Here is a 16141-nt window from a genome sequence, read left to right as displayed (position 1 = left end):
GCAAATTTTTCACATCGATTTCACTGCTTGCCCACCCTCACCCCTCTAAATTGCCCCCCAGTATCGATAGTCGGCAACTTGTTAGTTGCCGCCCACGGCAACTTCTAACGGCTGGGTGTTCAGCCAAAAGACAGCAGCGCTATGACACGCTCCGCTTCAACTACGGGCATCCGTCAGTGCGTTGCGCCTATTTGAATAAAACACTGAAGACAGTGCCCATGGTGAATGATGTGGTTGACCTTACCCTGACCAAACCGCGCTCACGCCGGGGCTATCTCAAGCGCCTGCGAAAGTGGTGGGCGGGCCTTGCCGTTATCGGCTTGCTGCTCGCCGGTTTCCTGTTTTGGCCGTTCTCGCCGCGCGACCTGAGCGTCGATAACCGCCTGCTGACCTCACAAGTGCTGCCGGCCTGGCGCGATGGCGACCTGATCGTGCTGGTGCGTCACGAAGAGCGCTGCGACCGCTCGGCCAATGCCTGCTTCGGCGCACCTGAAGGCCTGACGACCGTCGGCACCCAGCGCGCCGAAGAAGTGGGCAAGGCCTTCAAACTACTGGGCCTGGAAAACACCGACATCGTTGCCAGCCCGGCCTTGCGCACGGTACAGACCTCGCACTTCATGTTCGGCAAAGCCGAGCTGACCCCAGGGGAAAAGACCATCTGCGGCGAGGACATCGATGAAGAACTGCTCAGCCGCAAACGGTCTGGTCGCAACCTCGTTTTTGTCACCCACAGTGGCTGTATTGCCGACTTCGAAAGCGCCCTGGGCTACCCCCGCGCAACGTTTGCCGAGTACGGCAGTGCCCTGTTCGTACGCGTACTGGGCAACGGCAAATTCGAGACGCTTGGCATCATGAAAGGCCCGGCCTGGTCCGCCGTACTTAAAAAGCTATAGACACTTTTTTACCTATAACTTTCTTCATGTTCAGCAAAACGACAGCCCTCTTCTGGCATGTTCAACTACGCCCGCTACTATTGGACGTCATGATTTTTTTCATCGACTTAGTGAACTTTGTGATTCTTCCTACAAACTTTTACATATCTGCTTACTTCACCATTAAACGTCAAGGAGTGACGTTTTCATGACTCGACTGCTTAAACCCTTACCTCTATTGCTATTGGCCTTCGCGGTGTTCTATCTACTGCCCATGGGCCTGCACGGTTTATGGATCCCGGATGAAACCCGCTATGCCCAGATCAGCCAGGAAATGCTGCAGAGCGGCAATTGGGTCGCACCGCACTTCATGGGTGTGCGCTATTTCGAAAAACCCGCCGCCGGCTATTGGCTGATCGCCCTCGGGCAGGCGGTGTTCGGCGAAAACCTGTTCGGCGTGCGTGTGGCGTCGGCCTTGACCACCGGCCTGAGCGTGGTGCTGGCCTACCTCATCGCCCGCCGCTTGTGGAACGACCCGCGCAAAAGCTTCGCCTGCGCCCTGCTCTACATGAGCTTCGGGCTGGTGGCCGGGCAGGCGGGGTATTCCAACCTCGATCCGCAATTCACCTTCTGGGTCAACCTCAGCCTGGTAGCGCTGTGGTTTGCCCTCGACAGCCGCACGCCGCGTGCTCGTCTGGGTGCCTGGGCAGTGCTGGGCGTGGCCTGCGGCATGGGCTTTATGACCAAGGGCTTTCTGGCCTGGCTGTTGCCCGTGCTGATCGCCGTGCCCTACATCCTCTGGCAGCGCCGCCTGGGTGAACTGCTGTGCTACGGGCCTTTGGCGATTGTGGTCGCCGCCATCGTGTGTGTGCCGTGGGCCCTGGCCATTCACGTGCAGGAGCCTGATTACTGGCGCTTCTTCTTCTGGCACGAGCATATCCGTCGCTTCTCTTCCGCCAATGCCCAGCATGCGCGGGCCTGGTGGTTCTTCCTGCCGATCATGGTGGTCGCCTGCCTGCCCTGGGCGGCGTTGCTGCCGGCCACACTGATCAAGACCTGGAAAGACAAAGCCCAGCCGGCCATCGTGTTCCTGGCCCTGTGGCTGCTGTTGCCCCTGGCCTTCTTCAGTATGAGCCGCGGCAAATTACCCACCTACATCATGCCGTGCCTGCTGCCGCTGGCCTTGTTGATGGGCCATGCGCTGATCGACTTGATCCGGCAAGGCAAGGCCCGCGCGATCCTGATCAACGGGCTGGTCAACGCCGTGATTGGCCTGGCGGCGATGGTGGCGTTGATCTACCTGCAAATCTGCAACCCGATGTACGGCAACAGCCACGCGGAGATGTTCAGCCTGTCGCTGGCGTTTATCGTATTGCTGGCCTGGATCCTTGCCAACCTGCTGCAAGCGCTGCGCCCGCTGACCCTGTGGGCAATGCCGGCGCTGGGCATCGGCTTGCTGGTGGCGTTACTGCCGGCGGGCATGCCGGCGATGATCACCGATACCGAAATGCCCGACCAGTTCGTGCTTGAGCATCTGGATGAATTGCAACAAACCCATGCTTTGATCAGCAACGAGCTGGGCTCGGCGTCGGCCTTGTCCTGGCGCCTGGGCCGCACGGAAGTGGCGTTTTACGACACCGAAGGCGAGCTGCGTTATGGCCTCCAGTACGCCGACTCGGTGCACCGCAAGGTCGACCTGGACAGCGTGCAGAGCTGGCTTGCGCAGGCGCGTCAGCAAGGCTCGGTCGGTGTGCTGATGCGCGTGCGCAGCACCAGCGAACACCGCGAAGAAGGGCAACTGCCACCGGGTGGCAAACGCTATCGCAAAGGCGCCCTGCTCTTGATTATCTATCCGCAGCTTCCCTAACGTTACGTCTGCCTTGAGAGCCGCCCATGAGTGTTTTCAAAACCGAACGCGGCGCCCTGGTGCTGCTGCTGGGCGTCTCGGCGCTGCTCCTGCTGCTGGGCCTGGGCAGTCGCGACTTGTGGGGGCCGGAAACCCGCTGGGCCAACATCGCGTTGCAGATGCTGCAAAGCGGTGACTACTTCGACCCCTACCTCAAGGGCGCGCCCTACTACGACAAACCCCTGCCCTCTTACTGGCTGATCACCGGCTTCGCCAACCTGATGGGCGGGCTCGGGCCCTGGTCACTGCGCCTTTCGTCGGTGATCGCGGCATGGCTGAGCATCTGGCTGGTGTACCTGATTGGCGAACGCCTGTTTCGCAAAGGCACCGGGTTGATTGCCGGCTGGATGCTCGCCACCACCTTCTACTTTCTGTTCTGGGCGCGCGTGGCCACGGCCGATATCCTCACCGTGTGCGGCGTGCTGGCGGCGGTGTGGTGGTATTGGCGCGGGCCGGACGACACGCGGCTGGGGCGTTACACGGTATTTTTCCTGCTGCTGGCGGCCACTTCGCTGTTCAAAGGCCTGATCGGTTTTGTGCTGCCGGGCCTGGTGCTGCTGCCGCACCTGCTCAGCGAGCAGCGCTACAAGCGCCACCTCAACCTGCGCCTGCTGCTGGCCATGCTGATTGCAGCGGCGTTTTACGCGATTCCCTTCGTGCTGTCCCACCTCTACGGCGCGCCGACTTACGGCGAGAGTGGCCTTGAACTGGTGTTCAAGGAAAACGTGGTGCGCTTCTTCGACCCGTTCGACCACATGGGGCCGATCTACACCTACCTGATCTACCTGCCCGCCTACACCTTGCCTTGGGCACCTTGCTGGTTGCTGGGCCTGTGGCTGGCGCTGCGCAACTGGCGCCAAACGCCGCCGAACGTGCGCTGGCTGGTGTGGGGCCTGGGCCTGCTGTTCGTGTTCTTCACCGCCAGCGGCAGCCGACGTAGCTACTACGTGTTGCCGCTGGTGCCTTTTGCCCAACTCTTGGCCGCCTGGTGGTTGAGCGAGCGCCTGGAGCAAAAAACCGCCAGCTGGCCACGTTGGCAAAAAGGTTTCGGCTTAACGGCAGGCTTGCTGTTGCTGGTACTCGGCGGCATCTATCCCTGGGTCACCGGCAATGGCGGCGTGACCCGCTTCGCCGATGATGTACAGGCCGAAGCGGTCAAAACTGCGCCGTGGGCTCACTGGCAGATGGTGATGGTAGAAGTCGACAACAAGGTGCCGATGTACCTGCAAAATGGCGGCAAGCCGTTCTACTACGTCAGCGAAACCCAGGACTTCCCCCGCCAGGGCGACAGCGCGGCATTCATGGCCTGGCTGGAAAAAACCAGCGGCCAGGGCTTCGACCCGCAACGCACCATTATCGTCGCGCAGTATTCCAAGGAAGACCCGACGCCGCTGGCCTACCTGGGCGCGGATCACAGGGTGATTACCACGCAGCCGGACAATGGCGAGCGGTTGTTCCAGAAGCGCTCGGGGGGCAGTGTGGCGTTTGTTCCAACGCCACGCTGACGGCATTATCGGCGTCACCCTGGCTGGAATGCCGCTAGCGCTTCTCAAACACGGCATAACCGACATAAGCAAAATCCGACAACCGCCGTGCTTCGGAACCGGGGTACGTGAAATGCTCGCGCGTCAGGTAAGGCGCAGGAAGATCAGGAACGTCTTCCACCTTTCCGTCTATTTCGCCGTTACTGGCAGTGGAATGGGCGCCGCCTTGCTGGTCAATGAATTCAAGGACGTGTTCAGCCTTCGCGGCACTGGCTGCGCGCACATCGGCGGGTAAGCGGGGGTCGTTCCAGTCACCGCCTACGAGCACCTTGAAGGCGAGCCGTTCGTTCCCGTCGAGCACATCATCAAGTGCCTTGAACAAGGGATTCACCGTGATTGCCTGCACCAAGCGTCGGTCACCTGCTGCACGCCCGTGGGGCGCTGGCCTGGGCCAGATGACCCCGCGATTGCCCTCCCCGAGCACGCGGTAACCTTGCTCGGCGAATTGAGTCAGGCGGTCCACCTCGGACGCAAACCCCTTCATACCCTGCACGTCCAGGTGCCCATCACCTGGATAACTGCCTTTGACCCGGCGCAGGCAGGGGTCGTTGTCAATGTGGTGGATCACCCGCGCCAGGCGATACATGGCGTTGGCACGTGACACCGGGTCTGGGTTGGCGGCGGTAAAGTCGCCCACCTGTCGCTTCAAGTGGGTGATCAATCGGGTTTGGCGCTGACGCCTTTGCGGGTTCCAGCCAAAGGCGCGGGACATGATGCCCGTGCCCAGCATGGGGTTGTCCTTGTAGATTTGCGTGGCTGAGCGCAGATCGTCCGCCGGCCGTGTTTGCCCGCGCGTCGGCAGGCTGGAGGTGTCGGCCTCCGTGCGAGGAGCAGGCAACGTCGGCAAGCGCGCCTGTATGAAAGGCTGAAAGTGTCCAAGCGTTGGGGTCATGAGCCACGTTGTCCATCAAAATCCAACAGCGTCGAAGGGCTGACGTTTCAGGCGAAACTGCACAGTGTGTTGGTGGCGACGGCGCAAAAGGTTCCATCGAAACCTGCGGTTGATGGCCTTTGGTGATCGTTCCCATTGCGCACGTGCGACGCGGAGCGTCGCGGGCTGCATCCCCACGCGGAGCGTGGGAACGATCAAATCGGAACCTGCGGTTGATGGCGTTTGGTCATGGTTTGTAAAAGGCCAGCAAGGCGTGTCCCTTTTAATTGCAGGACGTTTCCTAGACAATCCCTGCCGCCTTGTGCCTGTTGGAATCGATGGCTAGTCTGCGATCCGTCACTGCTTATCAGTGATCGGGTTTAGTCGCCCGACCTTCCAACGCGTGCATGGTCCTCCATGAGGTTTTATGGTGGCTGTGCGCAGGGCACCTTCGGGTGCGCCGGATTTTGCGTGTTGGGCCGGTCGACTAACCTGCGTACAGCCGCCACCCTCGTTTAGTCGCGAAGGGTGTCGTCCCTAATCCGACACGAAGGTACACCATGAAAAAAGTCGTCCCCGACCCACCCCGCAATTCCGCCAAAGACCGCGCCGCTTTCAATCGCGCCATCGACCATTACCTGCCCTCCAAAGGTGTTCAAATCGAAGACCTGAGCTTCGAAGATGCCCTGCTCTACACCGCCAGCTTGCTCGACAGCGCTTCAGCGACCGCGCTCAATTGCGGTGATCTGCTGGCCAGCCCCCAGCGGGCGAAGATTCTGGCGGTGTGGCATTTGCTTGAGGTGGCCAAGACCACGGTGGACCGGTCTATCGAGTGCCTGAACCCCTCAAAACCAACTGCCTGACTGTGTCTAAAAGTGTGGGAGCTGGCTCCCACATTGCCCACCTCCAGGCTTCAGATCCGCCGGCGGCGGTTGAGTTGGGGGATCGCGGTGTGCGGCACCTCCACGCGCTCCACTTGCGCAGTGGTGCAGGCCGCCAATTGCGCCAACGTCGGCTGGCTGAACAGGGTGCGCGCATCCACCTCCAACCCAGCCTTGCGCATCCGCGCCACCAGGGTCACCGCCAGCAATGAATGCCCGCCCAGCTCGAAGAAGTGGTCGTGACGCCCTACCCGTGCAAGCTTCAACACGTCGGCCCAGATGCCCGCCATCAGGGTTTCCACCTCACCCAGCGGTGGCTCATAGGCACGACTCACCACCGCCTCCAACCCAGGCGCCGGCAGGGCCTTGCGGTCGAGTTTGCCGGCCGGGTTAAGCGGCAGTTCATCAAGCTGCACAAAGGCCGCCGGCACCATGTACTCGGGCAACTGTTCCAGCACATACGCACGCAAGGCTTCCAGGCCGGGCGTTTGCCCACGCAAGGTAAAGTACGCCACCAAACGCTCATCACGCATCAGCACCGCCACGTCCCGCAGCGCCGGGTGCGCGGCCAGGCGTGATTCGATTTCGCCCAGTTCCAGGCGCACGCCCCGCAGCTTGACCTGAAAGTCATTGCGCCCCAGGAACTCAAGGTTGCCATCGGGCAAGTAGCGCACCAGATCGCCGCTGCGGTACAGCCGATCACCGGCCACAAACGGGCTGTCTATAAAGCGCTCGGCGGTCATCTGTTCCAGGCCCAGATAACCCCGCGCAACGCCGACGCCGCCGATGTGCAGTTGGCCGCTGACGCCCATGGGCACCGGCGTGTCATGTTCATCCAGCACATACAGACGGGTGTTGTTGATCGCCCGGCCAATCGGCAATTGCACGGCCGGCACGGCGGCGCCGGGTTCCAGGGTCCAGGCGCTGCTGTCCACCGTGGCTTCGGTGGGGCCATAGACGTTATGCAAGCGCACGTTGGGCAGCCGCGCCTGCACGCCTCGGGCCAGGGCTTGCGTGAGTTCGCCACCGCCACACAGCACGTCGGTGAGGCTGGTGCACAGCGCCGACGCTTCCAGTTCCAGAAACTGCTGCAACATCGCCGGCACAAACTTGATCACGCTGATGTGTTGCTCGCGGATCACCTGGGCCAGGTACGCCGGTTCACGGTGCCCATCGGGCCGTGCGAGCACCAGGCGCATGCCATTGGTCAGCGGCCAGAACAGCTCCCACACCGAGCCATCGAAGCTGAACGGCGCACGTTGCAACAAGGCGCCGCCCTGGGCATGCGGGCACAGCCGGGAGCCCCAGTGCATGAGGTTGCTTAAGCCGCGATGCTCGATCATCACGCCTTTGGGCGTGCCGGTAGAGCCGGAGGTGTACATCACGTAGGCCAGGTTGGCGACGCTCAAACCGGGCACCAACGGGTTGCCGACAGGTGCCTGGTTCCAGGCGCAGCGGTCGAAGTCGATCACGGGCATCGACACCTCGCCGGGCAAGTCACGGGTGGCCGCGTGCACCAGTAACGCCACGGGCTGACTGTCGCTGAGCATGTAGGCCAGGCGTTCGCGCGGATAGCCCGGGTCCAGCGGCACATAGGCGCCACCCGCCTTGAGGATCGCCAACAACCCCACCACCAGCTCCAGCCCGCGCTCGACGCACAGCGCCACACGCGAATCCGGCCGGACGCCGCGCTCGCGCAGGTGAAAGGCGAGCTGGTTGGCGCGCTCATTGAGCTCGCGGTAGGTCAATTGCCGTTCGCCGGCCTGCACCGCAATGGCATTGGGAATCTGCCGCGCATGGGCTTCGAACAGGGCTTGGACGGTGAGGGTTTCGGGGTAGTCGGTGTGGGTCGCATTAAAGTCCAGCAACAACCTTTTCAGTTCGCTGGCCGGCAGCACCTGTACTTCGCGCAGGGGTGTGGTCGGCGCCTGTTCAAGGGCATCCGCCAGGCCATGCAACACCGTCTCGAGATAACCCAGCAACCGCTCGGCACCGACCTTGCGCGGCGCCTTGGCCGTGAGGCGAAAGCCGCTGGCGATGTCGTCGACCGTGAGCATCAGCGGGTAGCTGAGGATGTCTTCACTGCTGAGCAGGGCAATGCCCGGCACCAGGTTCAGGTCTCGGTCTGCCGCCGTGTGCCGATAGTTAAGCAGGCTGTTGAACAACGGCGATGTGCCGCTGCAACGCTGGGCCAGCGCCAGGGAGGCCTGTTCATGGGCGACCAGCGCGCTCAGTTGCGCATGGGTGTCTGCCAGCGCAGCGACCACGCTTTGCCCGGCCAGACGCAGGCGCAGCGGCAAGGTGTTGATGAACATGCCGAGGGCTCGATCAGCGCCCTCGCCGGCTTGCAAACGGCCGAGTAACACGGTGCCGAATACCACATCATCGCGGCCCGCCACCCGGCTGAGCACCTGGGCCCAGGCCAGGTGAAACAGGCTCGCGGCACTCACCCCAAGCGCTCGCGCTAGAGCGCGCAGGCGCAGGTTGAGGGCGTCGGTCAGGGGCCGTTCGGCTGCTTCGATGTCGCCGCGATTGGCCTGGCGCTCCTGCAAGCCGAACGCCAGGGTCGGCTCGTCAACGTCGGCCAGGCGCTCGCGAAAGAACGCTTCATGGGCCGCCTGGCGCGCTGCCGAACGGGTCTGCGCGACCACGTTGCGGTAAGGCACCGGTTCCGGCAATTGCGCCTGTTGGCCCAGCAGGTGGGCGCGAATTTCATCCACCAGCACGGTGGTCGAGGTGGCGTCATTGACCAGGTGATGGAAGCGCAACCTGGCGACCCAACGCTGGTTGTGCGGCTCCTCGGCGTAATCGAGCGCCATCAGCGGCGCCTGGCGCAAATCCAGCGGTGCGTGTTGAGCGTGCAGCGGTTCGACGCGCAACTGCGCCTGGCGCCACACCACTTGCATCGGTTGTTCCAGCGCATCCCACACCAGGCTGGTGCGCAGGATGTCGTGACGGTTGATCACCTGCTGCAACGCCTGGGCAAACGCCTCCACCTGTTCGCGACGGGCAAAACTGAACAGCGCATGTTGCTGGTAGGGGTCGCGCTCGTCCGTGAGGTGGTGGTACAGCAAGCCCTCCTGCAACGGCGCCAGCGGGTAGATTTCCTGCACATTGGCCGCGCCTGCGGGGATACCGGCGACGATACGGTCCAGGCTCGGCTGGTCGAGTTCGGCCAGTGCGAGCATGTCCGGGGTGATGTGGCTGCAACCTGGCGCAATACGATTGCCCGGCACCTGGACCTCGCTGCCGCCACTGACCGCCGCCAGCGCGGCAAGCGTCGGCTGGCCGAACAACACCTGCACATCGGCATGCAAGCCCACTTGGCGCATGCGCTGCACCAACTGCACCGCCAACAGCGAGTGGCCGCCCAGTTCGAAGAAATGGTCGTGGCGCCCCACTTGCTGCACCTGCAATAACTCAGCCCAGACCTGCGCCAGAAGGGTTTCCGCGCCCTCGTGCGGCGCCTCGAACAGCCGCGTGACAAAGGCGTGTGGCGTGGGCGCGGGAAGCGCCTTGCGGTCGAGCTTGCCGTTGGCGGTCAGGGGCAACGCGTGCAACTGCACATAGGCCGCCGGCAGCATGTAATCGGGTAGCGAAGCGTGCAGATGAGCACGCAACGCTTCGATTTCGACGCTGTGCCGGGCGACAAACCAGGCCAGCAGTTGGCCTTCGCGACACTGCACCACCGCTTCCTGGACCGCCGGATGGCCGGCCAGCGCAGATTCGATTTCCCCCAGCTCGATGCGCACGCCACGGATTTTCACCTGGTCGTCATTGCGGCCCAGGTACTCAAGGTTGCCCTCGGGCAGCCAGCGCGCCAAATCGCCGGTGCGGTACATCCGGCCCGCGTTGAACGGGTCATCCACAAAGCGCTCGGCGCTCAGTTCAGGCTGGTTCAGGTAACCCCGCGCCACACCTTTGCCGCCGATATACAGCTCGCCCGCCACACCAATCGGCACCGGGCGCTGCTGTTCATCGAGCAAGTACACCGTGGCATTGTCGATCGGCGCGCCGATATGCAGCCCCTGGCCCGCCGCGACGAGCCCGGAAGTGGCGACCACCGTGGCTTCGGTGGGGCCGTAGTTGTTGATCACGTCATAGGTTTGCGCGCGGCTGAAGCTGCGCAGGCGGTCGCCGCCGATCAGCAGAGTGCGCAAGGTCGGGTGTTGCAGGCGCTGGCTGAAGGCATACTCGGCCACCGGGGTCGGCAAAAAGCACACGTCCAACGGCTGCGCACGCCACCAGCCGAGCAGCGCATCAATGTCCTGGGCATCGTCCTGGACGGGCGCCAGGTGCAAGGTCGCGCCCACACACAACGCCGGCCAGACTTCCCAGGCCATCGCGTCAAAACCGAAGCCGGCGACGCTGGCCGTATGGCTGCCCGCGTGCAGGTTGAAGGCGCGGCAGTGCCAGTCCACCAGGTTGGACACGGTGTGGTGCTCGACCATCACGCCTTTGGGCAAACCGGTGGAGCCTGAGGTGTAGATCACATACGCAAGGTTCGACGGCGTGACCGCCACCGGTGGGCTGTCGCTGCGGCCATGGGTCGGCAGGTCCAGGCGGATTATCGGCACGTCGAGCATCGGCAGGCGCGCCAGCAAGTCGTGCTGGGTCAGCACCGCCACCGGTGAACTGTCGTGCAACAGGTAGTTCAGGCGCTCGGCCGGATGGGCCGGGTCCACCGGCACGTAGCAGGCGCCGGCCTTGAGGATCGCCAGCAACCCGGTCACGGTTTCGAGCCCGCGCCGCGCCACAATGGCCACGCGGTCATCCGCCTGCACGCCATGTTCGAGCAGTTGGTGGGCCAGGGCATTGGCCTGCTGATCGAGCTGGGCGTAGGTCAATTGCCGGCCCAGATGCGCCACCGCGATGGCGTCGGGCGTGCGCACCGCTTGCGCCTCGATGCGTCGATGCAGGGTTTGCGTACCGGCATGCGCGTGTGCGGTGGCATTCCATTGCTGCAACCGGAGCTGTTCGGCCGGCGTCACCAGGGCGAATTCAGCCAGCGGCAACGCGGTATTGGCCAACCCCTGCTCCAGCAGCCAGGTGAAGCGCCGCGCCAACGCCTGCACCTCGTCCTCGCGAAACCACGCTTCGTTGTACACACAGTGCAGGCACGCGGTGTCCTGATAACGGTTGCTGCGCAGGTGGAAGGCAATCGGCAGCAACTCGTGGTGGTTGGAAACCTTGATCGCGCGGGCCTGGACCTGGCCGAAACGCAGGTCGTGATCGTCCTGCTCAAAGGACACCGACAAATCAAACAACTGGCCGCGATCGGTACGGCGCAGGCCCAGCTCTCGGTTCATCTCGCTCAGGGGAAAACGCTGGTGGCGAAAATCCTGCTTGAGCTGGTCACGCACACCGCGCACCAGCGCGCTGAACGGCAAGTGCGCGGCGAACTGAAAGCGCACCGCACTGACCTGGGTGAACAAGCCCACGGTGGAACGAAAACGTGCGTTGGAACGGTTGAGGATCGGCAGCCCCACCACCCATTCATCACGCTGGCTGGTGCGGGTGAAATACACGTACAGCGCCGCCAGCAGCACATGGAAGGCCGAAGCCTGGTAACGGTTGGCGACTTGTTCCATGCGATTGAGCAGCGTCACCGCAAACGGCTCCACCCAGGTGTTGCTCGGCGCCGGGGCGTTGTGGCGCGGCGTCAGTAACGGCTCGGGCAACACCTGGTATTTGTCCAGCCAGTAAGCGCGGTCGCGGGCGTAACGGGCCGACTCCTGGTAACGCTGGTCGGTGTCGATAAAGTCGATATACGACGGTGCGTACGGCTCCGGTTGCCGCCCCTGCTCAAGGTCGGTGTACAGGCGGGCCAGGGATTGCAGCATCTGGCCAAAGCCCCAGCCATCGAGGATCAGGTGATGGGCCTGGGTGCCGAGGCGGTAGTGATCGTCATCGAGCTTGACCAGGAAAAACCGGAACAGCGGTTCGCCACTCATTGCGTAGGGCCGGGCCATTTGCGCCTGCATCAGCGTCTGGCTTGCCGCCTGTGGCTCTTGCAGCGCACAGAAGTCGTGCCGTTGTACCTGCACCGTCAGCGCAGCGTCGAAGGTCTGTCGCGGCAAGCCATAGGCATCGCTGTGCAACTGGGTGCGCAAGGCATCGTGCCTGGCCACCAGCAACTCGACGGCGCGCTGGATCAGTTCCGGCATCACGGGCCCGGCAAAATCGACATAGCCGCCAATGTTGTACAGCGGTGAGTCGCCCGCTCGCAGTTGGTCGAGCCAGATGTCCTGCTGGGCGGCAGTGAGGGGGAAGCTTGGGGAATGCTTCATAAGATCCTTCTCAATAGGAGTCAGGCACGGCCGTGCACGGGCCCATTTCGCCAAAATTGCCGGATTTGAGCATGCAGCTCCGAGGGTGTCTGACCCCAGAAACCCGGACATTCAAATGGATAGAAACGGGCTTGGCTGATGGTTGACGGCTGAAACGATTAAAGCGCTGTAGGAAATTGGCTACATCTGGCCGTGGCCAGTTTTTCCAGGCCTGTCGCAATCATTAACATTTACTTTAAATATCAATAGCTTAAATAAATCTAATGTTGAGTCACGGCTCTTCGTAGGCGGAATACTTCGTCTGAAGCGTCGAATTAATGACGTGGATTTTATGGCAGCTTGTGTCCCTCGTTTCCGCTACATACGTAGGACAAATCGCTATGGCTAAATGAAATCTCGAACGCCGAATGACGTTAAAGAAAAGTCACGTTCAAGGAGTACGGGCCGCCCCACACAGACCCAGGGCACCCGATGACGGTTTTCCACATCAAGGATGAGATGGCTATGAGTCTGACTTCTACTATTGGCGGCGCCCACAGCCCGCAGTTCTACGCCGAAATGGGTGAATTGATTTCAAACAGCGGCCAGGAACATTTCGCCGCCAACATGCTGCATCTGGTGGATAAATGGGTACCGATCCACTTGGTCGACCTGAGTGAATGGACCCTGGACGAATTACGTGACAGCGCGGTCGATATCCAGCTGCTGGGCAGCGCCGGGTTGAAAAAACACCTGCCGGCGCCCCAGCCGGTGCATGCGCTCAATGACCACCCGCTGCTGCGGGAAATGCTGCGCATGCAAGACCCGTTGCTGATCCAGATGAAGGCCAAGGCGAACGGCGCGCACCCGCGCGGCACCTCGCACCAGTGCAACCTGGTGTCGCGCCAGGGCAACCGACGCTGCGTGATTTCGTTTTACCGCCCGCCGACCCAACAGGGCTTTTCACTGGCTGAGTTGTCGTTTCTCAAGTGCTTGTCGGACACCCTGTTGCCTTTGCTGGAACGGCACGCGCAGATTGTGCGCCAGGCCCCCCACAGCCAGGCCGAACCGGACCACAGCCAGCTGGAACAGTCACATTTACAACGCGAGTTCTACAAGCGTCTGTCCCTCAGCGATATCACCCTGTCGGCGCGTGAACAGGAGGTGTGCCTGGGCCTGTTGACTGGCGGCACCGTGCCGCAAATGGCGGAAAAGCTCAGTGTTAAAAACAGCTCGATCGAGACCTACCTCAAGCGCGCCGCCGCCAAGCTCGGCGTGAGTGGGCGCCATGGCCTGGCCAAATGGATGGTTGGCGCCTGATGAAAAAAGCCACCCTCTCCACCCTTGGCATGGCCTGGATGCTCGGCGGTTGCTCGCTGATCCCCGAGTACCAGCGGCCCGCTGCGCCGGCAAGCGCCAGAAAGTACCGGGCGATCTGACCGGCACCGTTACCGCAGCGGCGTGGACAGCAACCTGACGTTCCTGGATGCACAGCGTTCGTTATTCAGTTCGCAGCAGGCGCTGATCGTCGATCGGCTGGCGCAACTGGTCGCGAAGGTCAACCTGTACACGGCACTGGGCGGCGCCTGGAGCGTCTACCCAAGCCCGACTGCCGCAGCCGATATTTCCCCGGTGGCACCTGCGCATAACGAAGGAAAAGCCGGCTGAAATACGCCGCCGTTGTTCGGGTGTGGGTGCGAGTGACCGGTTATTACTGGTAGGGAATAAGGCGATCCCGGTCCAGGTCGCGCATCATTTCACTGAGCATTTCACTTTCGCTGCGCGGCTCGGTCATGGGGATGTACCAGGTCGTAGCCGTCCAACCACCACGCTTGTAGGCGTAGGTCTTCAACAGCTGACCGTCCTTGTACAACGAGCCGTGCAACTGACGCTCGTAGGTATAAGGCACAGGCACGGTCAGCAGCGTTAACGCACCGAGCAGTGCCGGTAGCACGCCGGCCCCTTTACCGCCGCCCTGATCCACCAACAGGCTGTAGCCGGTCTTGCTGAAGCCGCCATCAAGGAAGCTGAAGGCACCGGTATCACGCAAGCGCTGTATGACTTCGCGCTGCTGTTGCTGCTCAAACCGCGACGCGGGCGATGGCATAGTGACGCTCATCGGTACATAGGCGCGCTCGGCCTTGTAATCCAATGGTTTGAGGGCGGTGCTGCAACCGCCAAGCACGAGCACGACAGCCAACACAGAAGCTCTGATCATTGTGCATGCTCCTCAGGCAGCAGGCCGTCGCGCTGTACATCTTCGGCAAAGGCGCGTGCGACGCGGTGGACGTTTTGCTGCTCCATTGCGCCGGGGCCATCCAGCAGCCAAGAGTATTTATGGGTGACGTTGCGGTAACTGTATTGCTTGAGCTGCTTGCCATTATGTTGCAGGGAAAACTCAGTGGTGGTGTCGACGCTAACCGACAAGGGCAGCAGGAACAGGGTTGCCGCGCTCAGCAGTACCAGAGGAAAAGGCGGCATGTCGCGCTGAACATTGAACCGGACCCACACCGAATAGTCCTCGGGGTTGCCCCGGCCACTTTCGACAGTGCGAAACACCCCGGTTTCACGCAGTTGGTTACGAAATTGCGCAGCATTGAGCGGGTCATCGATCATGACGTGGATCGGCTTGAGGTATTCCTTGCCGTCAGGCAAAGCCCGTTCAGGCAGCGTGTGGGTGGTTGCACACCCCGTCAGCAGCGCCACGGCGCTGAGGGTAACAAGACGGTTCATGGACGAGTCTCGTGCAGGGTGTTCTGGTCCGCGCCGACAGGTAACGGCGCGATGATATAAGGGGCGGCGCTGCGATAATCCAGGGCCAGTACCTTCAGGCTCGGCAAGCCCGGAACGTACTGGCGCGCGAGGGGTTCATCGCGGCCTTGTTGATCGCGCCAGCGAAAGGCGCACAGGGAAGCACCGAGGCACAGCGAACGAAACTCTCCGAGGTAATAGGCCTTGCCGGCCTGCAAGCGCAGCGGCAGGTTGAACTTTTCTCGCGCCTGGACCGAGGTGTAGGTGGTGCCAAGGGTGGGGGAATAGTTACTGGAGAAGAACTGAAAATCGTAAAATTCATAATCTCCAGGTTTGAGCGTCAGCACGAACACGCTGGCGGCACCGGCTGCGTCTTTCACATCCTGAGGCGTTTGCTGCCCCATACCGACCCATACCGACGCAGCGCCGAACTCAGAACCGCGCTTGCGAAACAGCAGGCGCTGGTTAGGTGCGGGGGAAGCGTTGAAGTTCTGTGGGCCGATTGACCCGACCAGATAAGCCACCGGTTCCTGAGGGCCAGGTTGCAACGGTTGACTGACCAGCGACGCGGACTGAGTGCCGCACCCCGTCAGGGCTAATGCCATTAAGAACAAGGCCTGGGGCCTGGGGAAACAAAACATGTCGGATCCTGAACACGGGCAAAAAAATAACTGCAGGCGGTCAGGGCAAACATGGGATGAGCCTTCCTGGCGCTGCACCTCGCGTCACTGCGAGGGGGCGAATGGTACGGGGGCATTCGCGGTTTGACTACTGCTGACGAGCAACACCGCTCGCCATTCGAAAAACCGTGTTCAGATCACCGCTTCCGCCTCGATCTCGATCAACCACTCAGGCAACGACAGCCCGCTGACGATAATCCACGAAGACGGCGGCGGGTTGTGCGGGAAGCGCTCACGCAGCGCCTGGGCTATGGGCTCCTGCTGCTCACGGACGGACTCGACGATGTACAGACGCAGCATGATCACATCGGCCAGATTGCCGCCGACCTCGGCCAGCACCTTTTCGATATTATCCAAGGCGGTGGTG

General features: G+C 62.1%; 11 protein-coding genes and 1 pseudogene. 6 read left to right on the top strand and 6 right to left on the bottom strand.

All coding sequences use genetic code 11. The features are described from left to right. The first annotated feature begins 218 nt into the window (after positions 1 to 218). The 3 genes from pmrG (at position 219) to BLV67_RS14565 (ending at position 4283) form a co-directional block, all read left to right on the top strand. Positions 219 to 893, top strand: coding sequence for a lipopolysaccharide core heptose(II)-phosphate phosphatase PmrG (gene pmrG / locus BLV67_RS14575; RefSeq protein WP_065931169.1), 675 nt, complete (start codon positions 219 to 221; stop codon positions 891 to 893). A gap of 187 nt (positions 894 to 1080) precedes the next feature. Then, positions 1081 to 2739 (top strand): lipid IV(A) 4-amino-4-deoxy-L-arabinosyltransferase, encoded by a 1659-nt coding sequence (gene arnT, locus BLV67_RS14570; protein ID WP_069788335.1) that lies wholly within the window; start codon positions 1081 to 1083, stop codon positions 2737 to 2739. 26 nt (positions 2740 to 2765) lie between these two features. Next, on the top strand, positions 2766 to 4283 hold the full coding sequence (locus BLV67_RS14565) for an ArnT family glycosyltransferase (RefSeq protein WP_069788336.1): 1518 nt from the start codon (positions 2766 to 2768) through the stop codon (positions 4281 to 4283). A gap of 34 nt (positions 4284 to 4317) precedes the next feature. On the opposite strand, the gene BLV67_RS14560 is transcribed toward BLV67_RS14565, so the two are convergent. Next, complete coding sequence (locus BLV67_RS14560; protein WP_141722766.1) at positions 4318 to 5214, bottom strand: hypothetical protein; 897 nt, start codon at positions 5212 to 5214, stop codon at positions 4318 to 4320. Between the two features lie 539 nt (positions 5215 to 5753). Here BLV67_RS14560 and BLV67_RS14555 point away from each other — a divergent pair. Further along, entirely contained in the window at positions 5754 to 6056 is a 303-nt protein-coding gene (locus BLV67_RS14555) for a DUF6124 family protein (protein WP_065931173.1), read from the top strand. Between the two features lie 50 nt (positions 6057 to 6106). On the opposite strand, the gene BLV67_RS14550 is transcribed toward BLV67_RS14555, so the two are convergent. Then, positions 6107 to 12364, bottom strand: coding sequence for a non-ribosomal peptide synthetase (locus tag BLV67_RS14550; RefSeq protein ID WP_069788338.1), 6258 nt, complete (start codon positions 12362 to 12364; stop codon positions 6107 to 6109). Between the two features lie 504 nt (positions 12365 to 12868). Between BLV67_RS14550 and BLV67_RS14545 the strand changes: the two genes are divergently transcribed. Beyond that, positions 12869 to 13663: a helix-turn-helix transcriptional regulator gene (locus BLV67_RS14545; RefSeq protein ID WP_069788348.1), complete on the top strand. Its 795-nt coding sequence runs from the start codon at positions 12869 to 12871 to the stop codon at positions 13661 to 13663. A 120-nt stretch (positions 13664 to 13783) separates the two neighbouring features. Further along, positions 13784 to 14011, top strand: a pseudogene (locus BLV67_RS14540) (TolC family protein); the annotation flags it as partial. 43 nt (positions 14012 to 14054) lie between these two features. Here BLV67_RS14540 and BLV67_RS14535 read toward each other — a convergent pair. The 4 genes from BLV67_RS14535 to BLV67_RS14520 form a co-directional block, all read right to left on the bottom strand. After that, positions 14055 to 14561, bottom strand: a complete 507-nt coding sequence (locus tag BLV67_RS14535) for a hypothetical protein (RefSeq protein WP_065931176.1) — start codon at positions 14559 to 14561, stop codon at positions 14055 to 14057. Then, positions 14558 to 15076 carry a hypothetical protein gene (locus BLV67_RS14530; RefSeq protein ID WP_056861314.1) on the bottom strand — a complete coding sequence of 173 codons (519 nt, stop codon included), beginning with the start codon at positions 15074 to 15076 and terminating at the stop codon, positions 14558 to 14560. The genes BLV67_RS14535 and BLV67_RS14530 overlap by 4 nt, the downstream gene beginning before the upstream one ends. Then, positions 15073 to 15699, bottom strand: a complete 627-nt coding sequence (locus tag BLV67_RS14525; protein ID WP_244160718.1) for a hypothetical protein — start codon at positions 15697 to 15699, stop codon at positions 15073 to 15075. The genes BLV67_RS14530 and BLV67_RS14525 overlap by 4 nt, the downstream gene beginning before the upstream one ends. A 207-nt stretch (positions 15700 to 15906) precedes the next feature. Further along, positions 15907 to 16141 (bottom strand): Rid family hydrolase (locus BLV67_RS14520; RefSeq protein WP_244160717.1); only part of this gene is annotated, 235 nt, incomplete at its 5' end.

Origin of the sequence: Pseudomonas salomonii (assembly GCF_900107155.1) — a bacterium.
Taxonomy (GTDB): domain Bacteria; phylum Pseudomonadota; class Gammaproteobacteria; order Pseudomonadales; family Pseudomonadaceae; genus Aquipseudomonas; species Aquipseudomonas salomonii.
The sequence above is the reverse complement of the archived record's forward strand: the minus strand, read 5'-3'. Positions and strand labels throughout refer to the sequence as shown.